At 58.1% G+C, this 24,584-nt stretch carries 18 protein-coding genes; 10 read left to right on the top strand and 8 right to left on the bottom strand.

The genetic code is table 11. The annotated features are described in order from the left end of the window. The first annotated feature begins 165 nt into the window (after positions 1-165). From BGRAMDRAFT_RS01610 to BGRAMDRAFT_RS01600, 3 genes are read left to right on the top strand one after another with little or no spacing between them, the layout of a single operon-like run. The gene (locus BGRAMDRAFT_RS01610; RefSeq protein WP_006046886.1) at positions 166-1,578 is read left to right on the top strand and encodes an MFS transporter; all 1,413 of its coding nucleotides are present in this window, start codon (positions 166-168) and stop codon (positions 1,576-1,578) included. After that, the gene (locus tag BGRAMDRAFT_RS01605; RefSeq protein WP_006046885.1) at positions 1,575-2,105 is read left to right on the top strand and encodes a hypothetical protein; all 531 of its coding nucleotides are present in this window, start codon (positions 1,575-1,577) and stop codon (positions 2,103-2,105) included. Before BGRAMDRAFT_RS01610 ends, BGRAMDRAFT_RS01605 begins: the two co-directional genes overlap by 4 nt. 10 nt (positions 2,106-2,115) lie before the next feature. After that, positions 2,116-3,942, top strand: coding sequence for a CocE/NonD family hydrolase (locus tag BGRAMDRAFT_RS01600; protein WP_006046884.1), 1,827 nt, complete (start codon positions 2,116-2,118; stop codon positions 3,940-3,942). A 384-nt stretch (positions 3,943-4,326) separates the two neighbouring features. Here the strand turns inward: BGRAMDRAFT_RS01600 and BGRAMDRAFT_RS01595 are convergent, their stop codons facing one another. The 5 genes from BGRAMDRAFT_RS01595 to BGRAMDRAFT_RS01575 all read right to left on the bottom strand — a co-directional run bounded on the left by BGRAMDRAFT_RS01595 (position 4,327) and on the right by BGRAMDRAFT_RS01575 (position 12,071). Continuing rightward, positions 4,327-4,611, bottom strand: a complete 285-nt coding sequence (locus BGRAMDRAFT_RS01595; RefSeq protein ID WP_006046883.1) for a PAAR domain-containing protein — start codon at positions 4,609-4,611, stop codon at positions 4,327-4,329. Between the two features lie 530 nt (positions 4,612-5,141). Then, entirely contained in the window at positions 5,142-6,095 is a 954-nt protein-coding gene (locus tag BGRAMDRAFT_RS01590; RefSeq protein WP_232292206.1) for a DUF6708 domain-containing protein, read from the bottom strand. Between the two features lie 26 nt (positions 6,096-6,121). Beyond that, on the bottom strand, positions 6,122-8,680 hold the full coding sequence (locus BGRAMDRAFT_RS01585) for a T6SS effector BTH_I2691 family protein (protein WP_006046881.1): 2,559 nt from the start codon (positions 8,678-8,680) through the stop codon (positions 6,122-6,124). 35 nt (positions 8,681-8,715) lie between these two features. Then, positions 8,716-9,519 (bottom strand): DUF4123 domain-containing protein, encoded by an 804-nt coding sequence (locus tag BGRAMDRAFT_RS01580; RefSeq protein ID WP_006046879.1) that lies wholly within the window; start codon positions 9,517-9,519, stop codon positions 8,716-8,718. Positions 9,520-9,527: 8 nt separating this feature from the next. Next, complete coding sequence (locus tag BGRAMDRAFT_RS01575; RefSeq protein ID WP_044020071.1) at positions 9,528-12,071, bottom strand: type VI secretion system Vgr family protein; 2,544 nt, start codon at positions 12,069-12,071, stop codon at positions 9,528-9,530. Between the two features lie 1,067 nt (positions 12,072-13,138). On the opposite strand from BGRAMDRAFT_RS01575, the gene BGRAMDRAFT_RS01565 reads away from it, so the two are divergent. From BGRAMDRAFT_RS01565 to BGRAMDRAFT_RS01550, 4 genes are all read left to right on the top strand, one after another. After that, positions 13,139-13,381, top strand: a complete 243-nt coding sequence (locus BGRAMDRAFT_RS01565; protein WP_006046876.1) for a hypothetical protein — start codon at positions 13,139-13,141, stop codon at positions 13,379-13,381. Positions 13,382-15,552: 2,171 nt separating this feature from the next. Beyond that, on the top strand, positions 15,553-15,792 hold the full coding sequence (locus BGRAMDRAFT_RS01560) for a DUF2442 domain-containing protein (protein ID WP_006046874.1): 240 nt from the start codon (positions 15,553-15,555) through the stop codon (positions 15,790-15,792). Between the two features lie 405 nt (positions 15,793-16,197). Further along, positions 16,198-16,545: an H-NS histone family protein gene (locus BGRAMDRAFT_RS01555; RefSeq protein WP_006046873.1), complete on the top strand. Its 348-nt coding sequence runs from the start codon at positions 16,198-16,200 to the stop codon at positions 16,543-16,545. Positions 16,546-17,162: 617 nt separating this feature from the next. Beyond that, positions 17,163-18,506: an alkaline phosphatase family protein gene (locus tag BGRAMDRAFT_RS01550; protein WP_006046872.1), complete on the top strand. Its 1,344-nt coding sequence runs from the start codon at positions 17,163-17,165 to the stop codon at positions 18,504-18,506. A 418-nt stretch (positions 18,507-18,924) separates the two neighbouring features. Here BGRAMDRAFT_RS01550 and BGRAMDRAFT_RS01545 read toward each other — a convergent pair whose 3' ends face one another. Next, complete coding sequence (locus tag BGRAMDRAFT_RS01545; protein ID WP_006046871.1) at positions 18,925-20,802, bottom strand: potassium transporter Kup; 1,878 nt, start codon at positions 20,800-20,802, stop codon at positions 18,925-18,927. Between the two features lie 580 nt (positions 20,803-21,382). Here BGRAMDRAFT_RS01545 and BGRAMDRAFT_RS01540 point away from each other — a divergent pair. Both BGRAMDRAFT_RS01540 and BGRAMDRAFT_RS35200 read left to right on the top strand, forming a co-directional pair. Next, entirely contained in the window at positions 21,383-22,111 is a 729-nt protein-coding gene (locus tag BGRAMDRAFT_RS01540) for a haloacid dehalogenase type II (protein WP_006046869.1), read from the top strand. A gap of 253 nt (positions 22,112-22,364) precedes the next feature. Then, complete coding sequence (locus BGRAMDRAFT_RS35200; RefSeq protein ID WP_083803790.1) at positions 22,365-22,553, top strand: hypothetical protein; 189 nt, start codon at positions 22,365-22,367, stop codon at positions 22,551-22,553. Positions 22,554-22,824: 271 nt separating this feature from the next. Here BGRAMDRAFT_RS35200 and BGRAMDRAFT_RS34845 read toward each other — a convergent pair whose 3' ends face one another. Together BGRAMDRAFT_RS34845 and BGRAMDRAFT_RS01535 are read right to left on the bottom strand one after the other, a co-directional pair. Next, positions 22,825-23,142, bottom strand: a complete 318-nt coding sequence (locus BGRAMDRAFT_RS34845) for a hypothetical protein (RefSeq protein ID WP_006046868.1) — start codon at positions 23,140-23,142, stop codon at positions 22,825-22,827. 68 nt (positions 23,143-23,210) lie between these two features. Then, the gene (locus tag BGRAMDRAFT_RS01535; RefSeq protein ID WP_006046867.1) at positions 23,211-23,678 is read right to left on the bottom strand and encodes a PRC-barrel domain-containing protein; all 468 of its coding nucleotides are present in this window, start codon (positions 23,676-23,678) and stop codon (positions 23,211-23,213) included. Positions 23,679-23,909: 231 nt separating this feature from the next. Here BGRAMDRAFT_RS01535 and BGRAMDRAFT_RS01530 point away from each other — a divergent pair, with 231 nt between their 5' ends. Next, positions 23,910-24,350 (top strand): response regulator, encoded by a 441-nt coding sequence (locus BGRAMDRAFT_RS01530; protein ID WP_006046866.1) that lies wholly within the window; start codon positions 23,910-23,912, stop codon positions 24,348-24,350. The last annotated feature ends 234 nt before the right edge of the window (positions 24,351-24,584 follow it).

The raw sequence follows: 24,584 nt of genomic DNA, 5'->3' as shown, positions 1-24,584 counted from the left end.
TCCGCACATTATGAATTGTTTTTCGCATTTGACGCATGACCGCTGTGGTCGTCAAATGCAGATACGCGGTCTAGCTGGACCATGGGCGGGGCCCTGCAAACACGAGGACTCCTGGAGAATGAAATAGATGCCTTCTGAGCAATTGCACAGGGCGGGAGAGAGAGCATGTCTAGCGTTGCAGCACGCCTCGAACGGTTGCCGTTCTGTGGCTTTCACAAGAAGCTGTTGTTCATGGGCGGCCTCGGTTACACGTTCGATGCCATGGACTCGTCCTCAATGGCGTTCGTGTTGCCTGCCATTGCGAAGGCGTGGCACCTCTCGCCCTTCCAGACGGGTCTTATCGCCAGTAGTACCTACACCGGATTCTTCTTTGGAGCGCTGCTCGCAGGGTTGGCCGGCGACCGTTTCGGACGGCGGTTTGTCATGATGACCGCGCTGGTGATTTTCTGTATCGCCTCGCTCATCAGCTCGCAAGTCAACAACTGGCAAGCCTTCTACGGCATTCGAATCTTCGCGGGCTTCGGCGCCGGGGCAGAAAGTGCAATCGTCGCGCCGTTCCTCTCTGAATTCGTGGCTCGAAAATATCGAGGCGCCTTTACCGGCGCGCTTGCTGGCTTTTTCGCGTTTGGCTACGTGATGTCGGCGGTGTTTGGCAATCTGATAATCCCGCACTTCGAGGGAGGTTGGCGCTACGTCGTAGTTATCACGTCGCTGCCCATCTTCATCCTGCTGTGGTGGAGACGTGACCTGCCTGAGTCGCCGCGTTGGCTCGAGAGCAGAGGTCGCACCGCCGAAGCAAACGCTACACTGGACCGAATAGAGGCACTGGTTCTTAAAGAAGGCCAGACCTTTGAGCCAGTCGCCGAGTCCATTGTGCAAGCGGCAGCGCAAGTCGCCCCATCAAGCTTCTTCGGCAACTTCGCCAAGATTTGGTCGCCCAGGCTTCGCAGGACGACGGCGATGTCCTGGACGATGTGGTTCGCCATTGCCTTCAGTTACTACGCGTTCTTCACCTGGATTCCGAGCCTGCTGATTCAGCATGGCATGACTATCACGAAGAGCTTCGGATTCTCGTTGCTGATGTACGCCGCACAAATCCCGGGCTACCTGTCGGCCGCGTACCTGAACGAACGCCTTGGACGGCAAGGCACGATTGCAACGTATATGGTGCTGGGCGGTCTCTCGGCAGTTGGAATGGCGTTCTCTGACGCGACCTGGCAAATCGCGGTCGCGGGTATCTGCCTCTCGTTCTTCATGAACGGAACGTTTGGTGGTGTGTATGCGTACACGCCGGAAATCTTCCCCACGAGCCTTCGCGCAACCGGTGTCGGCACCTCGTCTTCGTTCGGTCGAATTGGCGCCATCATCGCCCCAATCCTCGTCGGTCTCATCTATCCGACGCTTGGCTTCGCTGGCGTGTTTGGCGTCACGACGTGCATCTTGCTCACTGGTGCGGCTGTCGTCCTTATCTTTGGCATCCCGACTCGCGGCTTGGCGTTGGAGGAGATTGCAACCGCGGAAAGTAAGCCTGCCCGTCACGATGGTGGCCTGCCGGTTCCCTCGCGGAGCGACGCATGACGCTCTCTGAAAAACTCGTCGCTGGGCTACGGAACATCACCGAGGCTCACGCACGGATTGACCAGCCCCGGTCGACTCTAGAAGCACTGGACAGTGCAATCGCCGAAGTTGTTGGCCGCAAGCTTCTCACAGTACTCGCCGTCCATACCGACAAGGGCATTGTCAGCCGGGCCTACAGCAACGTGAGCCACTCTTACGCGTCGGGCGGCATCAAACGCATTGACTCCGCACCTCGCTTACAGAAAGTCCTGGCGACCGGGCAGCCATTCATCGGCCGCAATCAAGCCGACATCGTCGCCAACTTCACAGACGCGGAGGCGATTCTGGCGACTGGCTGCTCGAGCATTCTGAACGTGCCGGTGTTCTGGATGGGAAAGATATTGGCGACGGTCAACCTTCTTCACACGGAAGATTACTACCAGGACGAGCACGTTCCGGTAGTTCGATGCCTGGCACAGGCCGCGCTGCCCGCCTTTCTTTACGCCGAACCCGTGCGCGCCGAGAGTGCTGCCCTGAACACAAAGTAAGGATTCCACGATGTCTGACCGCGACGATAAGAACTCGGCCTGGAGCGTTCCTCCGAGCCAATACCTCTCCAGCCGGCCCGCAGAATTTCACCTTCCCGCTGCACCCGCATCGCAATATATAACGATGCGCGACGGCTGCCGTCTGGCTGCTGACATTTATGTTCCCCAAGGCAATGAGTCGGCTCAGCAATTCCCGACACTGCTCATTTTCACTCCGTACTACCGGCGCTTTCAGACCGATGGCAGCGTTGCAGAACCGGCACCGGCCGCCGCCCGCTATCGTGACTTCTTTGTGCCTCACGGCTACGTCGTTGTGGTCGTCGATGTGCGAGGCACGGGCGCGAGCTTCGGCACACGCGACGCGCTGCGTTCTCCGACGGAACGTGATGACTATCGCGAAGTCGCACAATGGACCGTCGAGCAGCCTTGGTCGAACGGTGTCATTGGTTCGACTGGCATCTCATACGTCGGCGCGGCTGCATGTTTCCTCGCCAGCACGGGTCACCCGGCTGTCAGAGCAATTGCGCCGCTCTTCGGTGTGTCGGACATCTACAGCGAGCAGTTGTACCCAGGCGGCCTGCTCTCAAAGGTTTGGACGCAGGCCTATTCAGACCTGATGGTGGCAATGGACCATGACCGTCGCGACCTCATCAGCAAGTTCTCGTACTATGAGGACCCGGGGCTCCAGGGGCCGCACCGTGTCGATGAGGACACTGATGGCACCCTGCTCGCTTCGGCAATCCGCAAGCATCGCAGCAACTTCTCGCTGGCAGAAGCCGCACCTGAATTCTCCTTCCGGGACGAAGGGATGCTGCACAACCCCGAGTTCAACCTTGCCGTGTGCAGCCCCTATCACTACCTCGACCAGATTTCGAAGGACGTTCCCATCTATTCGGTCTCTGGCTGGTACGACGGCGGTGGCTACGCCAACGGCGCCATCACGCGATTCCTGACTCGCTCGAATCCCAATGACCGCTTGCTTCTTGGCTCGTGGGACCACGGTGCGCGGACTTTTGTTTCGCCGTGGCGAGAGCAAGCAGCTCCGGCGTTCAACCTGCTCGCAGAGCTGCTGCGGTTCTTCGACACACATTTGCTGGGGCAAAAGACGGGTCAGGCGGACGAAGCGCCGATTCACTATTACAACGTCCACGCGGAGCAGTGGCAATCTGCGACCACGTGGCCGCCCGTTCCGGAAACCACGCGGCTGAGCCTGTCTACTGGAAACTCACTGACCCAATCTCCGGGCGAATCTCAAGTGAATGTATTCAAGGTCGACTTCGAGACGACCAGCGGCTCCCAAACGCGATACGAGCGCCTTGGTGCTGCGAGCATCGTGGACTACTACCCCGATTGGCAGGAGCGGTCGGCCTCAATGTTGCACTACGACACTGAGCCGCTGACTGCACCAGCGTCCCTCGAAGGACATGCAGTTGCAAACCTTCGTCTTGCAATCGACCAGGGCGACGCGTCGATATTGGTCTACCTGTCAGAGGTCGACGTTGAAGGAAACGCGTTTTACATGACCGAGGGTCTGCTTCGGGCAATTCACCGAAAGACGTCCGACGCGCCAGCGAACTATGTGACGACGTGGCCGTTCCGCTCCTACCATCGCGAGGATGCAGCGCGCGTTGAGGCCGGCGTTGTAACCGAGTTCGTTATCCCGTTCCTGCCCATAGCCTGGACGTTGAGCAAAGGTAGCAAGCTGCGTGTTTCAATTTCCGGCGCGGATGCTGGGCATTTTGTGCCGATGCCATATGGCCGGCCGCCCGTCTTCTCGGTTCACACGGGTCGAGGCGGCAGCTTCATCGAGTTACCGCTCCAAAGGTCCGGTAAGTAAACAAAATCCCTCGCCTCCAGGTCACAAAGACCCGCCGAAAGGCGGGCAATTTCATCATGACGACTCCCGCCGAAGCTTTGCAGCCGACTTCCTTCCGCCCGCCGGTAACCGGACCGTTCAGCCGGTTCACGGCTGAATTGGTGCCGCAGTCTCGTCTGCTGGACTTCGTCGCTTCGTAATGTCGACGGTTGGGCCGTCGCGTTCTGGCCGGAGGGCCAGCCGTAGAACCGTCACTACCTTCTTTTTACATTGGCGAGACCGTGAGGTCACCGAGCGTCACACCGGCGAAAGCCCAAGGGCATCGGGCTCATTTTAGCTAGACGCGTAGCCTCGTTGAACACAAAGCGGTTTAGCCGAGGCTGAACCTCAATGGGCTGGCGCCAATCAGACACTTAGCGAGCCCATGGTCTGCGACGCCACCAGCTTTGGAAGCGGCTGACATTTGCACTGGCACAAATCGTTCTCGAGCGCGACCTGCTTACCCATAACGTTCACGTTGTGAGGCGAGCCATCAGTGACGATGATGCCTTCGAAGTTGCACGTGTGACACATCACAGGCGCCCCGAGATAAGCCAACGGCCGGCCGTCGAAAGATGAACCCGCGATGCCGTCGAGCACTACGCCGTTGTGGTCCGTCCTGTCGTCTTTTAGAATGAATCTGCGACTCATGTTAGGGCACCCTCGTTTTCACTCAATACCAATATCACATGGCCTCAACGCCGCTTCAGTGATGTCGCGATGGCGTGAACATCATTTGGCCGCTTGACGCCGCGCAAGGCCTAGCTTCCGCTCTGCTCCGATTTGCGAAGCGCCTTCGCGTTTTCAATATCCTGCTTTTCCAGCGCACGTAGTGCCGTCACAACAGCGTTGTCCGGGCCAAGACGGCTCTCAAGCACGCCGACCGACATACGTGCGTGGCGCAGTCATGCAGCCTCGCCCTTAGCGTGCTCTCATCCAGCGCGTCTTTTCCATCGCCGGTCTTCGCGTCCGACCATACCTCGCCTGACGACCAAGAACCACTTGTGCCATGCTGTTGCATGCGCGCGTGAATAGCGTAGGCTCCCGGTTCGTCAGTTGCGCGCTGTAGCGCAGTATCGAGAGCAGAAATATGAGCCTTTTTCTTTTCCGCTCCAAGTCGCCCAAGGAAGTCCGGTGGAAGGTACTCATCGGCAATTGCAAAAGACGGTATCTGTAACGAGTCAAACTCTCGCTACCACCGCTGGCTGGGCATTGCTGCATGCAGCCTCGACATCCTCCGGCCATATCGGTTCGCGACAGGTTAGCTGTGCAATGTAGTGAAGCGCCGACAGCAAAAGGACCGGGGCACTGAGCACGATGGAAAAAATGCGCAGTCCTGCGCTAACGCCGCCAATATCGCGCAGCCCGTAGAACCAAACGCTCACGGAGGCGCGAAGAGATGGCCCACGCGGCAGATATCTTTTCACAGGTGGCAGCGAATCCGGACCGCTTTCCATATAGCGGCGAATAAACTCGAAGTTGGCCTGGACCTGATAAAGCACCTGTTTGCCGTAGCGCGTGGACTCTTTCGCTCCGTTGACCGTCCGCAGCCCAAAGCTGAACGTATCAACGATTTTCTTGCCGGAGTCGTCAAGAACGAAACAGCGCATCAGAGTGGGTGCCCCGCCAAACATTGAGTTCGAGGGCGACCGGTGTACATAGAAGAATGCTTTATCCCACGGAACAGCGATGACACCGCCCGGGCCGTTGTGCCGAAACGCATACACCATGCGAGTCTTGCGATTGAATCGTACTGATTTGTGCCGATAATTGAAGCAGTCGCGCAGGAGAAGCACTACCGTGAACGCGCAACAAAGCACCCCCACCACGGCAAGAACCCACATCCCGATGCTGAAGGCACCTTGCTCGCCGTTCCTCACCATAGCGGGGTTCACCTCCACAGCGCCCTGTATCGCGATGACCGTGAAAAATACGAATGCAGGGAATCCAATCAGGAAGGCAAGCAGGCACCACCCGACCTGCGAATATGAGGCATCACAGACCTCCAAGAAAACATCGTTCATGCCGAACACGGCATAGGCGTCAGCAGCCTCGTCTGCGACCGGTTTGCGGACGTCGATGCGCCTTGCTGCTTCATCCTCGTCGACCGGACGGTTCAAGGCTACCCGGGTCATGTGGTCATACGCCATATCTTTTTCGCTTACGATGTCAGAGCTTCAAATTGCTTGCGTTCATCCTGCTCGGAGAACTTTTCCTCTCCCGTACCGAAGACGCACTTGTTCAACCATTCATTGATTTCGCGGCGCTTCTTCCATGCTATCAGTATGCCGATGATAATCAGAATAATGATAAGCGGGAATATCAGGAACGTGGCTCCTGCGATGGTGGCGATGCACAAAAGGATACTCGCACCCATGGACCCCAGATATAGCCATGCCAGCATTGCATGGCCTTGTTTGCTCTCAGCCTGATACTGCTTGTAGTCATACCACGCTCCGACCACACCTGCTGCGGCGCCAACCACACGACCGCCAATTTCAAGGAAAGGCCCGTATTTCGCCATGACCGACGAAAAACGCAGTTCCAGTTCGCCGAGTGCTTTCATGGCATTGCCAACCGTCTGCGTGGTCGCAGCGCAGGTCGAAACGATAGCGGCTATGAACTTGTCGCGATTTTCCTTGCGGTTGAGGGCATTAGACTTTTCCAGCTCCTTGCTTGCCAGCATCCAGTTGACCACATTAAAGATGACGCCAATCACGCCGTAGCCGGTCTCGCCCTGGGTAATTGCCCGGAACTTCGGAAGAAAGCTTTCATTGATATTTTCTTCCGTCAATACCGCGCGGACGCCCGGAGCGAAGATTGCGGCCCCCCTGCCTCTCAGGGACGTTGCCCCCGACGACGCTCCAACGGCTTCGCTGGCATCGAACACGATGAACTGAGGAACCTTGATTGGACCTTCTTTGGGAGACGATTCCCGAAAGGACTTACGCAGGTTGGCGTTGAGCGAGCCCAGGCTTGGACGTTTGTTCGCGGGCATCTGCTCGTACATCTGTCGCGCCATGTAGGAAATCCATTGGTTCACTGTTCCTTCGACGGGCTTGTAGATAATGGTCGTGTGCGTACGAAGACTCATGCACGCAGTGAAAATCCGAACGCTTGCTACGTCGCCAGCCTTAGCTACGAAGTTGGCAACAGGCCCTGTCACTTCATGCAGTATTCGGGCTACAACCTTATCCGCTCGGGCGACAAGGCCTCCGCCTCTTTCCTCGAGCACCGCGTTTGCCGCATTGTTCGATTCAATCATCTTTGCGAGCGGCTCGCGCAGCTCGACTAGCGGAAATCCCGCGGCCTCTTTCGCTTTTTCTGCCGTCGGGTCGTGGTTCAATATCAACGACCGCAGCAGCGGATTGTGCCGGTCCTTCACGTCTCCGTCCGCCCACTCAATGACCAGGTCAAGAATGGCTTTCCTGTCGGCGGTCCCTGCAATGCAGGCATGGAACAGCTCGGCATAGTTGATACCCCGGACAGGGTCAAACTCATGGTAATCCCACGCGAAGACCGTTCTCATCCCTGTCTTGAGCCACGCCACGTGGTCATCGGCCAACGGGTTGAGCGTACTGTCTTCAACCTGCCGAAGCTGCTTGGCCATGTCACTTCGAAATTGCGTGACGGCGTTGACGCTGTATGACTCCGCATACGGTTTCCAGGCATCCTCCTTTACCGAGGCCATCTCGCGGTCTTTCTGCTCGTCGATGGACTTGACTTCCTTTTCGTAACGTTTGCCGCCATCGAAGATTGAGTAGAGCGCGTAGGTCTCTGCGGCTTGTCCTTTCATTTGCTCAGCAGCGGCGTTCTCGTCTTCCTCCGCACCTTCTTCGACGGCATCCTTGAGTCCGTCGATAGCACTGGCAGTCCACATCTTGCGTTGGTAGGGTTTGAGCGCAGCGCCGTAAGCGACGAGATGCTCCGCATTCAGTTCCTGTGTGATGCCTGCAGGGTCCCAAAGTGCAAAAAAAACACCATCGCCCTTGTCATGCGTGTCCATAAGCTGCTTGAGTCCACCCACTTCACTTGCGCGATTCTTGAAGGCGAACGGCGAGCCAGATGCTGCTACATCCATACCGCCTTTGTACTCGAGCACATAGTCTGCGACGTGCGAAATGGTCTGGGCATGCTTCTGTGTATGGTTGCCGCCTGCCCAACCCGCCGCATCGAACGGTTGCATCCGGAAATCGCGACAACCGTTCACATTGGCTTCATAGCGCTTGCGCACGGCAGCCGTCCAGCGCACGTCGCTGAAAGCCAGATAGACCTTGCCGGCCTTCTGCGGATGGTCGATGCTGATGCATTGCGCGAGTTCCTTGTGCCCGGTCTGCTGGCAATTGAATCCCTTCTCCGGCGTTTCGGGCAGGTCGACGTCGAGTGGGTAGTTGAAGACGTAGCCCTCCGACGTCACCCCATAGATTTGCCACTTGTTTTGCGACAGGTAGTAGACGTGGATGAAGCCTTTACGCACGGAGCGCAGGAAGTAGGTCGCCTTCTTCGCGCTCACGCTTGTGACGCCGTTACCAAACGGTCCCTTCGGCAATGCAAGCACCGTGGCCGCGCCGAGATTGTGAGCATTTGTCGCGGCAGCTGCCGCATACCGTACCGGCAGAATCAGAAGACCATTCTTCTCACACATGTTGCAAGACTTCTGGCACGCTGCATTGGCTTTGGCATTTGCCGATGCGGCCTGGACCTTCGGAATGGTTCCCATCGTTTTCTCTCTGCCTTGCGTTATGTATTGTTGCGTTACGCGTACAGCGCCGCTTCCTGTGCAATCTGCGCCCAGCTCTCATCGGTCCACAGAGCGGTGATTTCCGAGTACGACGATGTCTGTCCCGGCTGAAGCGCCGCGGCGACCTTCGGATGTCGGTCGAAGTTCGGTGAGACCAGCAAACCCTGTACGGCAAACACCGTCAGGTCCTCTCCAGCGAGGCGATATCGGGTTCCCTTCGTGAACAGGGCGTCGAGCTGACGAGGGGTGCGCTCATCAACGGGCTCCCCAGCGTCCCGTATGGACTGCAGTGCCTGCTCGACGAAATGCAGGCGGCGTAGCGATGCCCACTGCTCAGTCGACGGCGACAGGCGTTCAGCAGGAGTGACCGCCGGGCGCTCCACTGTCAGCCATCCGCTGTCTGAGAAATAGCGCCAGCGCAGCACCGGTCCGAACAGGAGCGATAGCTGTTCCGGTCGAAGCACCCATCCAAGGTTGCGAACCACCCGAGGGTCATAGAATCGGAATACTGAGTGGCCCTCGGGTTCGCGCGGCAGCGCAAGCATGCCACTGACGTGCCGCATCAATGCATCGGCGCTTGCATCAGTCTCAAGCAGCGCACAAACGCGCGGTGGGAGGCCCCCGTGCAGGTCCCGGGCCGCAATGGTCTCGATAGCCGGAAGTTGCTGTTCAGGGTGCTCCACTGCGTAAAGCATCGGCATCACCCCTTTGAGTTCCGGCATCGCAGCCGGGACAATCTCGCCGACTTCGTACATCCGTGGCGCCGTGCCAAGGTCAACGAGGCCGTTGTCGGGCTCCACAATCAGGTACTGGTCCATGGGTACGCCTAGTCGACAATGGCCGCACCGGCCTGCGAGGCCGAAGCGAATTTTTGTGCGCACGCCTCGGTCACGGGTAGCTGTGCCGCGACGTTCTCGCTCGCGGGCCCTTGGAACGAATGCTGAGTACCCTTGATTTCGACCTGACCCGGCGCATGTATATAGATGTTGCCCCCAGCCAGGCGAATCGTTGCACCACCCGCCATCAGTTTGATTTCCTTATCTGCCATCACATTGACGGCATCAGAAGTCGAAACAATCTTGACGGTCCTGTCGGCCGTAATCTCGACGTTATCAGACTGTGCCTGCAGCTCGACCTTTCCTTTGCCCGCAAATAGCTTCATGCCCGCGTTCTGCACGAAGAAGCTGAGTTTCTCGCCCACGCTTGCAATGAGTGACTTGGACGCCGCAATGTGCGTGCTGGCGCCACTCACGATGTTGACGTGCTCTGTCGCCGCGGCCTGGATGGATTTCTGCGTCGAAAGGCCGATACCGGAGGGGCTGGCCAGAAGCATGACGGGCTGAGCAAATCCGTTCGCCTCGCCGGTTCCACCACCGGCGGTGTTGCCGCCACTCGAGTTTGCCTGCCGCGCGCTCTGTGTCGCGGCTGCGAAATCGTTGATGGTGTCTTGGGCGTCCTGCAAGCCTTCGGCTTGACTGCCAGTTGCAACTTCGGAGCGCCGCTCAACGACGCCGCCCGACTCGACAAGATGCTGATGTGCTTCCTTAACATCGAGCGGCCGGGTCGACGTGCCGACCCGCGCGTATGTCGACAGATACATACCTTGCGAAGCGCGCACAGCGCCATAAGCTTCGGTCTTGAGGTCAAACCCGTTTCCCAGAAATGAGCCGCGAGTATTGCCTTGCTGGTCGATGAGATAGCCAAGATGCAAATAGCTTTGAGCCGTGCTGCTGAAAAGTTGCACGCGGTTCTGGCCCGTCGAATCGTCCATCACGAGCTGGTTGTAACCTGCGCCCTGAAATTCCTTGGATTTGTAGCCCGACAGCAAGCCGTTGGAGTGCCATTGCGGCGTCTGCTGTCCGTTGAACAGACTGCCGCTGACGACCGGCCGGTCACAATCGCCGTCCAGGTAGACGATTGCCACTTCATGGCCAACCCGCGGGACAAACACCCCGCCGAGCGTCCCACCGGCATTGGGTGACATGACACGCAGCCAGCAGGAAGCCTTTTCGTCACCGCTGTTCAGCCGGTCCCAGTGCATCAGCACTTTGACCCTGTTGAGGCTGTCCGTAAATACTTCCTCCTGATTCGGGCCGACCACTGTCGCGGTCTGGGTATGCATCAGGGGCTTACGGTGTTCGAAGGGACTGCGAAACGGAACGGTGCGTCGCTGCGTTTCCAGTTCGGCGAGGAAGAAACCTTCGCCACCCAACGCGTCCTTTACATTGAAGACGTCGGACGAACCCGCGTGATATGAGCGAGCTTCGGCTAGTTGTGACTGGAGGCTGTGGCGGAACTGTGTTCGCGTCGAAACGGGCAGGTTGTTCTCGATGTACCAGGTGACGGCCAGAATCGCAAACTGACGATTTTCCGCACTGTCGGATGCGAGAGCGGTAGCGCCCTCGAGTTGGAACCAGCGTCCCACATCGGCTCGCCGTACGCTGCCCGCCGCGAAGAATCGCTTCGCGCGGGACTCCCATTCTTCCATCCGGGTTTTTGACAAAGTGTCGCCACGAGCACTGTCGCCGTACGTATACGCGCCTGTGTACTCGTAGACCTCGGCTTGGTCGGGCAGGTCGCCTTGCCTGTCCACCGTGGGCGTGGACAGTTCCTTAGCGAACGTTGGATTCTTGTAGTCGAACGTGCGCGCGGTGTAGGTCACGCTCTGCAAGGTGCGCGCTCCCCCCCACTGGACTATCGCATCTGTTTCGCTCCCCGCACCGGCGCGATAGAACGGCACCTCTTGCGGCGTCAGCGCCTTAACCGTGTAGAGGTCGTCGGTGATGACCAACGTATGCGCTTTCCCATCTTCTGCCTGCTCGAAATAGCCGAAAAGACCTTCGGCTTCCATAATCCGGTGCACGAAGTTCCAGTCGTCCTCATATTGCACGCAGAAGGACCGTGGAGGAAGCTGGTTACGGAGGTCAAAGCGATAGGCGCCACGCGACTGCGGATGCTCGTCAAACACCGCCGCGAGAATGTCCTCTGCGGTCTTGTCCTGGAATATTCGGGCGTCACTGCGAAATTTCAGGAAATGCAGCCATGAAGAAAAACTAATCTGATAAAGCTGAACGCTGCCGTCCGAGCCCAAGTGCCGCGCAGTGTGAACGTACCCGTGACGAGGCAGATATGACAGGTCTGTCTGTTGCGTCCACAGCGTCACCGGTTTCGCGATGAGCGACTTGAGTTCAATGGAGTCTTTCTGGGAGGCGACATCGACAATAAAGTCGTAATTGCGCCCAATGCGGGAAGTACCGACGACACGGACTGGCACCAAGGCACTTCCACCCAATGGAGTGTCCAGTTTTAACAGGCGTCGAGACTGGTCTATCCCCGCGCCGAGTACCGCTGACAAGTCATTTACCGTCACTTTTAACTTCCCGCCGATTGCCACGCGAGATAATATGACGAAATTGCTGAGGCAACAATTTTTGTTAATTTAATATCGCGGTCGGCTTACAGTTGCGGAAACATTTTCTCGCTCGATATATAAGGTAATTTTTGCTTCAACGTTGAGTCAAGCGGAAACCTCCGCGAGAAAGTGATACGTGTCGGCGTACCTGCCTGGTAAGCCGGAGGCTGCCGTTTGACAGGTGGACGGCTTGGCAGCGCGGCAAAACCGTGTGCGCAGCGGCGGCCTCTCATAATACCGAGGGGTAGCTTTCCGGCACAAAAACTAGCAAACGCACGAAGCCGTCGGGTAATCAGCGCCTCATTGACGTTAAACATTGTAATGTGAGCCAGCTGTAATCGTTTGGAAGGCATACTGTTCCAGCCCTCGTATGCCGTTGACGGCAATCACTGCAGTCGAGTGAAAGTGAATAATGCGCGCCAACTAGCACAGGAATTATCAGCGCCCTTCGATAACAGTTTTATGCGAGATGAATAGAGACACGCGAAGGGCTCGGCCGAAATTCAGAGCGCCATCGCCTAAATCCGCGGTTCTTCCGGGAACATTAGAGTCCGTGCAGTCGGTTTCGCTGCGCAATCACTTGGCGCTCGCAGCGTTGCGCACTGGCAAGGGAAACGGGCACCTGCTCAGCGACCTCATACATGTGTTGTACATGTCCTGGTATCTTCGGGAGGCTGGCTTCGGAACTGCTGACGGCGCACTGTTTCGAGACGCTGCCGCGGCACTTGAGCGCTGCGCGGCTCTGGCAACAGCAGCAGACGTATGGCAGGTGAGCCCGGCTGACGCTGCGGCTCTGGAACGGCTGCTCGCACTTCACGACGAACAACTTGCGAGTACGCCGGTCGGCGTCATGCACGGCGCGCAGAAACGGATAGCGCGATTTGCGAGAAGCGACCGAAAGGTGCCGTGGCAGGAAACAGGCCCTTGACCAGGAAAGACGAGTGGGTTGCGCTCACGCGCGTAACTTCGGTGCGTTCGCGACAGCCGGTAAAATCGGCGCATCGGGAGTGACGGGGAGAATCACCATGCTTGCAAGAGGCGCCTTCGGCGCGATGACGCTGATTACCGAATACGACGCCGCTGGCAACCGCATTCGCTGGCTGCGACTGGAACCGGCGACCGATGGACGAGCCGTCGTGCTGGTGGAAGTCGATGAGCGCAAGCCCGGCATACACCGCGAAATGCGCTATGAGATAACGCCTTCAGAGCTGATTGCCGTAATTCGTGCGCACGGTGTGGCGTTGACAGCCGTTGTCGTCCCAACGTAAGGCCCCATCGAGACGATGGCGACTACAAATGCTGCCTACAGTGCGCCCCTCCATCTTCGGGCGACAACCGATGCACTCAGGCACAGACCATTCGGCCTATGCGGCGGCTGCACCGTTATGACCGACTGCTTGCCCAGCGGATGGAGCGACGGGCGCAGCAACACATGTCGCCGGCGCAGGCCTGTGCAGAACCGAGTCAACCGGCGCACAAAAAGACCATCCCCGTCCCGACGGCGCTGGACGCTGGTATCCCCCCGGGCGGTCGCAATACTGCCTCAGACCTTGCACGGCCGTTCCAAGGGTTCTAGAGGAACTTCGACGGCATAGACAATCCAGGCAACATGCGCTCATTTTGGTCTAGGCGCAAGCGGTGAACGACGGCAACGCGCGAGTTACGGTGGCGCCGCGCCTTGTTCTGAAGATGACTCTAATCATTCCGCTGGGAAGCGAGCGCCCGGTCCTTTCCTCGTTGTGCCGGACGCTGCCAGTTTGTTTCTAGCTCCCACCGAAAAAGATGTTGCATTGTGGGGTCGTGCCGCAGGGTCTTGCACGTTTCGCGCCGCCTTGCACTTTCGTATCGGGCATGCCGCCGTATGCCTGAGTCGCCGCACTCGGGGCGACATCTGAAGTCACAGCATTTTGAGGTGCGGCAGGCTGTGTCGTATCTGGCATTCCTTGCGAATGCGCCAGGCCGGCCAAAACAATCAGCCCTGCTGCGGAAGCAACCATCAGTCGCGTTTTCACGTTGGCTCCTGAAATACATTGAGTTTCCAATCGATGTGATTGGTCATTCGCGAACGCCGGAATCGTCGTTCACCTGAGATACTCAGACACGCGTCCTTCAAGTCTGCGGGCCTGATGCCCGAGGCCAAAGTTCTAGGTCGTTGGAAAAAACAGAAGTGCAGTGCGTCGAACGGAGTTCCCGGACGGAAGGTGGCGTGCGAACTGGCAGTGTCGACGAATTTTGTGGACCCTCGGCACGTAATAATCGCCCTGCATCTATGTTATAGGGCGTGCGATACCGATGCGGTAGCGAATATTCATGGCGGGTTCTACTCGCTGCCCCCCATCGCGCCTTTTTACGCCATCTCTAGGCGTAATCGCTGACCGTCTGGCGGATTTGACCAGCGACAGGTTTAGACGAGTTGCCACCGACATTAAACCGCTCTTTGGCGACGAGACCTGATGGCTTTCACCACGTCGCTTCGAGCAACCGCACCGGAATTCCTGCCGTCGGGATTCCCATGTACCTCAAATACTCCTTTTCAGAACTGATGGGCCGGGTCAGCATTGTGGACGTCCGAGGCGTATCAGAATGCTTTTCCAGCGCATCTGACGCGGCCTGACTTCCCGTGCGGCGCCCCCGATGCGCTTAAGTGCTGCGGCCTCCGGCGAGACCTTCATTTCTGCCATCACGTCCTGGTCGCCAGCGCGGCTAATGCCGCAAAGTCATGATTGATTGGACATCATGGTTACGCGGCTCCGTGCCTCGCCATGAGACATCACCCACAGCGTGCACCACGGCGCGGACTCGTCGGGAATCGGCACCACCAGTTCCTCGATAACTTGGGACAACGTGTTCCAGACAGGCGAAGCGGCGTTTGGGCGTTTGGGCGATGAAAAAAGTTGTGCGACACCCAGCGAGGGCGCGACAGCGGTCAGGCTGTAGTCAGCGGGGACGATAGTGCCTGAGAAGGCGCCGCAGTGGCCCTACAGTGCGGCCGAACGGAACGGCGGGTAGACCGTCGGTGCCGCTCTCCCTCAGACTGATTCCGGCGCTACCGGCGCCGAGCAGGTTCAGCGCCATATCGGCTAGCGTCTGCAGCACGGCGCCTTCAGCGGCGCGAGCGCTCGCGCCAGCCGGTGCAACGCACTTTTGTCGAAGCCTGCCCCCATAGCCCGACGGATAAAGACGATTCGCACTCGCCTGAAGGGACGTGGTCCAAACGCACTACGTCATGCGCTCACACGATAAAGCATCCCGTCGGCGTCCCCTGCCGTAACTTCCACGGTCACACCTGGCAAACCGCCGACCGGCGACATCGCGTTGAAAATGAAGAAACGCATCACTTCAGTCCCGCCCCGGACGCAGTCCTCCGTTCTGGCATTCGTTCTTGTACGGCGCCTTGCGGGGGACTATCTTTAAGTTGCTTCTCATTCAGGAGACGGCCATGGACTGCAGGGTGGTAAGTGTGCATTTCGACAGCCGGCACCTGTTTGTCGACCTGGCTGACGGTCGGGCTGTCCAGTTTCCACTGGACCGGTTCCCTGTCCTGCGGGCAGCGACAACAGCGGAGCACGGGCATTTCGCAATCTCTTTGGACCGCCAGCAGTTGTACTGGCCGGAACTGGACGAAGAGATGAACATCACCGCCTTGTTTCAGTCCTCGCGAGACCACACGCAACACTAGCGGCTTTTTCTGAAGAGCAAATGCTGCAAGCAGGGTGCCGAGCGCCTCAAACAGCCACACTATTTACCCGGTCGGTTCGGGAAAATGGCGTTTGGTTACTGAGTGGTTATGCCAGTAAGCCGCGAAATAAAAGTCCACGGTTCATCGCGCCAGTAGACGATATGCTGCCTTGCGACGGCAGACTTGGCAGGCCGCGCACCTGCGAGACTCATTGATGCTGAGTCCTTCATCGTGGCGCGATGCTCCCTGCACAAAGCTAACACAATCCAGGTGGCCGGCTCGTCGCCGGCTTCGCTGGTCCCCGCATCGCTCGACCGTATCACGTGCGTGCATCTCGACCACCTATACTTACGAACCATCCGCCGAAATCAATCGACGGGGATATCGGCAAAGAGTTCAGAATATATGGCACATCAGGGTATTGAAATCGCTCAGCTGCGCGCACAACAAGAAGCATTGAACAAGCAACTGGCTGAAGCCAAGGAACGAGAGACCCTCCTCGTGTTGAACGAAATCGTGCAAAAGATGGGTGAATACCGCATCTCGGTCTCCGAGCTGACGGGGCGCAAGGTAGGCGTTCACGCAAATGAGCTGGCAGCAAAGTACCGCGACCCCGTAAGCGGCTCAACGTGGAGCGGCCGTGGGCGAGCACCCGCCTGGATTGCAGGCAAGGACCGCAATGAGTTCCTAATGGACAAGCGTGCCGCTTCGCACGCTAGGGCGCAAGCGGTGCTGTTTTCTGAAGGGCATTGAACAAGTCGCGTTGCTCCACGCTCTCGTCTGGGGTTGTGATTCCACCGGTCCGTTAAACACGCCGCTCGCTTTGTACGAGTTGAAGAACACGAATGAGCATCCCTAAGTTGTGAGTCTAGAAGTGGCTTACACCGGTGCCCGCGGAGACAGCTTATTTGACCTGAGGAAGAACAACGCGCGTCCTGGAAGACGTCTGGACGCGCACGTAGCGTCGCGGGCCCGTTCTTTTGTGTCTGAACGATGACGTCAGTGGTACGTATTCCCGCAACCGGCCAACGGCGGAGCTTGACCACCGAGCATCCTCTCATGCGGCGACCGACCCTGCCCTCTGACGGCGGTCGCCGCTTCGCCGCAGTAAATCGTAGCGCTAACAATTCAACGCGGGGCGCGCGAGCACTTTGGCGCGATGCGCTGATAACGGAATAGGACGCAGCTGGCCCTCGCGTAGCGTGTGTATTGTCATTGCGTTTTCGGGAACCCAGCATATAAATAAACCAGTTCCTTGCGCCTAACAGTAGCTGGCACGAAGTCGAACTGACAGCGGTGGCCCGAGTGCCTTCTGTGTTGGCTTGCCGCCAACATGAAAGAGCACGGCCAACAGAATTCTGAGGTGACCTATGGCAGCGATACAGCACGTTTTCGTTCTGATGCTTGAGAATCGTTCGTACGACAGCGTGTTTGGATGGTCAAACCTGACTGGGGCCACACCGGGAGGTGAGACCACAACCGCCAACGGACTGCCGGCGACGCCCGTAGCCAATTTCGGACGAGCTGGGACGGCTTATCAACTCGGCAAGGGTGCGCCCTATGCGCTTGGCTTCGACCCCGGACACGAGTTTACCGACGCCTGTGTCCAACTGTGCGGGCTACAGGTCGCCAGTGGAGATACCGTGCGTAATGACTCCCTCGTTTTCGGCCCGAACGGCTATCCACCATTTGCGACGGACACTTCGACGATGGGCTTTGCCGCGACGTACGAAGACCATTCCGACGCGGTAGCCGACGCTTTCAACGCCTTCACACCGGACCAGCTCCCAGTACTGAACTTCCTGGCCCGCCAGTACGGTGTGTGCGATAACTGGTTTGCATCGATGCCGGGACCAACGTGGCCGAATCGTTTCTTTGCCGTGGCGGGCACCTCGTCCGGGCTCGACCATTCTCCGAGCGACGCCCAAGTTGTGGAAGCGGTGTTCTTCAACGCGCCACTTTTCACTTTTCCGAACGGGACCGTTTTCTCCAAGCTTCAGGACGCCGACTGGCTTATCGTGCAAGGCGACGTTGCACAGGCCCGCGGTATTCACGGGATGCAAAATCTGCTCAGTCGTTTCGTTCGAATGGATACGCTGCTTTCCCGGCTTGCTGATAACTCATTGACCGAGAAATTTATCTTTATAGAGCCAACGTACGATGCGAAGAATGACTTCAGGAACGGCAATTCGATGCATCCGGCTGGCGACGTTCGAAAAGGGGAAGCGTTAGTCAAGCAAGTGTACGATGCCATCAGTGGCAGCAAACTATGGTCGAGCAGTGTCCTCCTCATCGTCTTCGATGAGCATGGCGGCTTCTTTGACCATGTGACACCTCCTAATGCGGAGCCGCCGGGCTCGCCGGAAAATGGCCGCCTGAAAACCCATAACTTTGCGTTTGACAGGCTAGGCGTACGCGTACCGGCCATCGTCGTCTCTCCATTCGTTCCTGCTGGCACCATAGACCATTCGGTGTACGACCACAGTTCAATTCTGAAAACAACGGATACGCTGCTTGGGCTCAACGGAGCCCTCAACTTGACGGCGCGCGCGCGCGCAGCGGACAGCTTCTCGAAGATGTTGAGCCTTTCTACCCCTCGCTCCGATATCCCGCAATGCCCGTCGCCCGTCGCTGGAAGCGGTGACTCGCGGCCCACGAGCGAAGGCGCTCCGCGGTCGAAGGACCCTTTTCTGCCACTCTATGCGCATCGCTAGAACCGGCGGCTCACACTAGGACATCCGGCCCCCGACAAGCGACCATCGTAGTGAACTCAGGCGACCGCCTCCTTCTGGCGACTCCGAGTGGCAACTTCAACCGCAGACTGGCGGAAAAGAAGCGCATGCCGCGACAGCGGAACGTCAGTCATTTCATCATAGGCCCCGACGTGCCAACCGTCGTCGCTGCCCTCGGAGTCGCGCGTCTCGGCTGGTTAGCGGCTGTTGGAGATTTCCCGGATGTCGCGCGCCCGCCACCTATATCGCAGGCGTTCGTTCCTAACGGAGGCCGGCGCTCAATGCTCGTGGAGCGGTTGGCCTCGTTCCAAGCGTGGTACAGCCAACTATCGCCATTTTTCCCAACGTGAGGTTGCCAAGGACGGAGCCGAAACTCTTCGCTCGAGTCGAGCATTACCCTTCAAATCTCTACCTGCGCTCCCAGTTCGATGACCCGATTGGGCGGAATCTTGAAGTAATCAGCCGCGTCGCGAGCGTTGCGAGACATCGCGGAATACAAGGCCTCCCGCCATAGCGCCATGCCGGATTTCGGCGTGGCGAGGACTGTCTGGCGGGCGATAAAGAAGGAGGTTTGCATCGGGTCAATCGAGAGTCCAGCATGCCGACCTTCTTGCAAAGCGCGTGGTATGTCGCGCTCATCCGAGAACCCATAGTAGACGTTGACTTGATAGCAGTGGTGTCCAAGCGGGACCACCTTGATGCGTTCCCTATCCGGAACTCTGGGGATGTCGGTGGCGTACACAGTCAAAAATATCGTTCGTTCATGTAGCACCTGGTTATGCAGTAGGTTATGCAATAGCGCATGGGGTACGCCGTCACCTTCCGCACGGAAGAAGATGGCCGTACCAGGCACGCGCAGTGGTGGATTGATGAAGAGCGACTGGAGGAACTCGTCGAGAGGGATGAGTTGGCGTTGCAGGCTTTGGAATACCAGTTCGCGCCCTCTACGCCACGTCAGCATGAGCATGACCATCAGCGCACTGATTGTTAGCGTAAACCAGCCGCCGCTAATGATTTTCAAACTCGTGGAAGAGAACAAAGCGACGTCAATCGTCAAAAAGAATCCGGTCGCTGCGACCGAAAGCAACAGCGGAAATTTCCAGCCGAAACGAACAACGAAGAACGTCAGCAGCGTCGTCGTCAACATCGTAGCGGTCGCAGCAATGCCATAGGCGGAAGCTAAATTGGAAGACGAGCCGAATCCCACGACGGCCAATATGACAGCCGTTAGCTGGAGCCAGTTGACGAGTGGGATGTAGATTTGCCCCTTTTGACTTTCAGAGGTCTGGCGGATGCGCATACGGGGCAGGAAGCCCAGCGCAATAGCTTGCTGAGTCACTGAAAATGCACCAGAGATTGTCGCCTGCGATGCGATAACGGTCGCCATCGTCGAGAGCACAACAAGCGGATAGACGCTCCAAGGGCCAAGTTGCAGAAAGAAAGGATTCGAAACCGCTGCCGGATTCGATAACAGCAAGGCGCCTTGCCCGAGGTAGTTGAGTGCCAGCGCGGGAGCGACGATAGAAAACCAGGCTAAGCGAACGGTCTTCTTGCCAAAATGGCCCATGTCAGCATACAGCGCTTCGGCACCGGTGAGCGCCAGGACAACTGCACCGAGGGCGACGAAGGCCAACCACCCGTTGTGGATGAGAAAGCCGAGGGCGTGGAGCGGATTGAAGGCAATCAGAATGACCGGGTTCTTAGCGATATTAGCAAGGCCCATCGCAGCAAGCGTAATGAACCAGACCAGCACAATCGGGCCGAACCATTTTCCGATACCAGCTGTGCCCCTGCGCTGCAACAAGTACAGTGCAACCAGAACGGCCAATGTCACAGGGATAACATACGGCTTAAGAGCAGGTGCGGCCACTTCCAACCCTTCAATGGCCGACAAGACTGAAATGGCTGGCGTAATCACACCGTCGCCGAAAAACAGCCCTGCGCCGACCATGCCAAGTAGCATCACCGGATAGTACCAACGGGATTTCTGAGTGACCGACGATAGCGCTAACGCGGTCATCGCCATAATGCCGCCTTCCCCTCGGTTGTCCGCCCGCAAAACAAGAGTTACGTACTTGAGGGAAATCACGATTATTAGGCCCCACAAAATCAGCGAGACCACCCCCAGCACATTGACGGGGACAGGCGAAAGACCGTGATGTTTCGCGAATACCTCCTTCATTGTGTAAAGCGGACTGGTTCCAATGTCGCCGTACACAATTCCAATGGCAGCCAGCGTCAGCGCAGCAATGCTACTTTTATTGGAGTCTGTAGTCACGACGCCGCCTCATTGTTGAGCCTCAAAGCATCTAACGGCGGAGCGAACTGCTGCTCCAGCCCACTACAACATCTGCAACCGTCGCATCGCATCCGACCTTCTCTTACGTTCCAGCAGTTCCCCGCGACGGCGCTTCCCAACTTTTGATAGTGATTATAGGCGGGGGCCATTCTTGCCCGCTCCGAATCCGTAGCCGCGAAGTTCGCGCAAGTCTATGCATTCGGGTTGGCAGGACGCTGCATGGAAGTATGCGCACTCCAAAGCAAGACGTTGGCTTGCCGATACTCATGGCGGTGATGGAGGTCTTCCCGGGAGCCCTTTATGCATTCGTGGTATGTCGCCGGCCAGCGGGTCTGGTCTCAATGTTTCGTGGGAGCTGGCGCGGTCTCGAAACTGGGTAGCGGTCATATCGGCCCGAACGCGCAGGTCGTGGCGGTAAATGCCGAGACGCACAACTTCTGCTTTCCACTCAAAAACTTTCGCGGGCACCTGTCCTATCGCCTTTAGTAGACGGTGCCTTGGTTCTTACAGCGCTGGGCGAGTAGACTTGTTCCAGTGCGCCGAGGGAGACGTTCAGGAAATGACCAAGGATTCTGCAATCAAAGCTCTTCTATTCGATGTCTTTGGCACCGTCGTTGATTGGCGAGGCGGTGTTGCGCGACACGTGGGCCCGTTTCTCGGCCGTCGCAACATGGCCGTCGACGCCACCGAGTTCGCAGATGCATGGCGACGCGAATATTCGCCCGCTATGGAAGAAATTAGAAGTGGACGACGGTCGTTTGTCCGCCTTGACGTTCTTCACAAAGAGAATCTGGTCAAGGTCTTGCGCAGCTTCGGCATTGACATCGACTCGGTCACCGCCGACGAACTTGACGAGCTGAACCTTGCCTGGCATCGGCTAGACCCTTGGCCCGATTCTGTGGAAGGGCTATTGAGGCTCAAGCGTCAATTCATTATCGCGCCGCTTTCAAATGGAAATATTAGACTGATGGTGGACATGGCGAAGCGTGCCGCGCTTCCTTGGGACGCCATTCTCGGCGCGGAAGTAGTCAGAGCGTACAAACCATCGCCGCAAGTCTATGCTGACACAACCGATATTCTCGGATTTAGCCCCGCCGAGGTTTGCATGGTCGCGGCGCATAACGGCGATTTGGCGGCAGCGCGTCAATGCGGCCTGAAGACCGCGTTTGTCCTTAGGCCAGTCGAACATGGCCCCGGCCAACAGAGCGACTTACGCGCTGAACAGTCATGGGATTATGAGGCGGCAGACCTAAACGACCTTGCGACACAACTAGGTTGCCCGACTTAACGGTTCCCCAACGTTGAGCCGCTGCCCCCGCTTTGAGCAACCGCGCATCGAACAGGACCGAGCTTGCGACGAAAGGCTCGTCGGGTCGCTGGATGCTGTGCTCAACCAGCAAACGCATCCTGGATTTCCTGCTCCTCCGAGTCCGTGCGGAAGCTTCGCGCTGGCCGTTCATAGATGATTTCTTTCCCAGCTATATTGCGAATGACGCTCATCGCTTACCGAATACGACGCCGCGGGCAATCCCAGTCGCTGGCTGCGACTGGAATCGGAGACCGATGGACGAGCCGTCGTCCTGGTGGAAGTCGATGAATGCAAGCCCGGCATACACCGGGAAATTCGCTATGAGATAACGCCTTCAAAGCTGATTGCTGTAATTCGTGCGCACGGTGTGGTGATGCCAGCAAAGCCGCATGCTGACACGGCCGTAGCGGACCCGGGCTGAGCACCGCCAAGACGCCCCTTTCCCGTCGACGAGGCCGGTGCGGCCTTAGACTGTCGTGTTCTTCGTGCCTTGGATGGCCGCCCTCAAAGCCCTCGTGCATGCTTGCCGCACGATAAACGGCCGACGCTCTGCAAAAACTACGTCGCAGGCTCGCCCAGACATAGCTTTTCGGGCGGCCCACCATTCCAAGGGGACGGCTGCCTGCGCAATGCGCCGTTACAGCGAACAACGCGGGTCGGCGACGCTTTCCGCAGAAGCAATCTGAAGCCACTCACTGTGCACTGGAGGCTGCGGTATCGGATGCGCCTTTGGCCTGCGAGTCCTTTTGCGGCTTTCGGGTGGGTGGCATCGTCGCATGCGAACCTTTTGACATCGACGTGGCACCGGCAGTACCTCCCGAATTCGGCGCATTCATACCTGCGCCGCCCTGGCCAGCACCGTTCGCGCCACCAACGCCAGCCCCGCCAGCACCCACGCTCGTACCACCGCCACCACCACTGCCACCACCGCCGGCGCCCTGAGCGAACGCGGCACTGACAGACGCCAGCGCCAGAGCTGAGCAAAGTACTGCTGCTTTCATCGTCTTCATGATTGCATCCTCGATAACTCGGACGCCGGCTTCCGCGCACGCAGAGCCGGCGTCCATGAGAACCGTGTTCAGATGTCGCTCGGCGGCAAGTCTTCTACGCCGCGGGTCGACGACCAGTACGGTTCGCGGTTGTAATACTGATGAACCGTGGTGCCCCAAGTGGTATCCGCCATTGACGGCCAGTGGTCCTTGTCAAAGCCCGGGTCGTCCTTGATGCGTTGAGCATCAATGCTGACGCGAAAACACTTCGCGTCGGTATCGAGCGTGAGCGCGTTCCACGGTATTGCATGCAGGTTCGTGCCCATGCCGAGGAAGCCGCCTTCGGACAGTACTGCGTACGCAATCCTGCCGCTGCGTACGTCAAGCATGATGTCGGAAATTTTGCCCACGTCCTCGCCGTCCGACGAAATCACCTGCGTATCGTCGAGCGTCGCGGCGGCCATCACCTCCGGCCCGGGGCCGTCTCCGGTCCCGCTGCCTACAATGTCCGCGCCGCCCGTTCCCGAGCTGGTGCCTTGCGGGTCTAATGTGCCCATGATGTCCTCCATGTGTAATCGTGCGGAGCTTTATGTGCAACGCATATGCCAGCAGCGCGGGACATGGCGCCGCCATTGGGTCGGTATTCTGCAGACGAATCAGCGAGCCCGTGCGGCGAGTGTCATTGGCGCGCCAGCACCTTAGGACCGGCTTAAAACAGCGAGCGAGCCGCGAACGCGCGTAGGTACGCGGCTTGCGAAATATGGATACTGCTTTTTCGACCATTTCGCATGATGTCCGCTGTACTGCTCGTCGACGATGACTTTCAGAACCGATGGGCGCTGCAACTGGCGTTGGAAAGTCGTGGATATCACGTCGTGCTGGCGGAGAACGGACGCGACGCACTGACGAAAGCCGTTGCACATTTTCCAGAACTGGTAGTCACGGATTTGCACATGCCGGAGATGGACGGCAGGGAGCTATGCCGACGTCTGAAATGCATGCCTTCGTTTGCCGAAATACCGGTAATCCTGCTGTCGGCCATGCCCGAGCCCGTCGATGAGATTCGCTGCTGGACCGCTTTTCTGCGAAAGCCTGCGTCAATCGAGGTGTTACTGGACACCGTCGATAGGTTCGTCGCTGCACGCCTGACATACGCGCGGGCGGCATACCCCTCGGAGCACCATATCGCGGCGCGCTGGCAAGCCATCGATTCCCGGTGCTGGCCTTAGGCCAACGATGGTGGAACACGAAGGCATCGTTGTCAGGACAGCGACTGACGGCAACTGAGCGCGCTCAGTGCCACGAATCGCAGGGCCAATTCCCACCACCTACGCCGCCAAAGACGTTCGAGCGCTGCTGGCGACCGCCCTTCAGTTGGCCGGCTGCATGGCTTTTCGGCGTCACGGCCGGTTGCAATGTCTTCTCGAGACGTCGGGCGATATCCACTGGGCGGACAGCATCAC

Origin of the sequence: Paraburkholderia graminis C4D1M (genome assembly GCF_000172415.1) — a bacterium.
Lineage (GTDB): Bacteria > Pseudomonadota > Gammaproteobacteria > Burkholderiales > Burkholderiaceae > Paraburkholderia > Paraburkholderia graminis.
The sequence above is the reverse complement of the archived record's forward strand: the minus strand, read 5'-3'. Positions and strand labels throughout refer to the sequence as shown.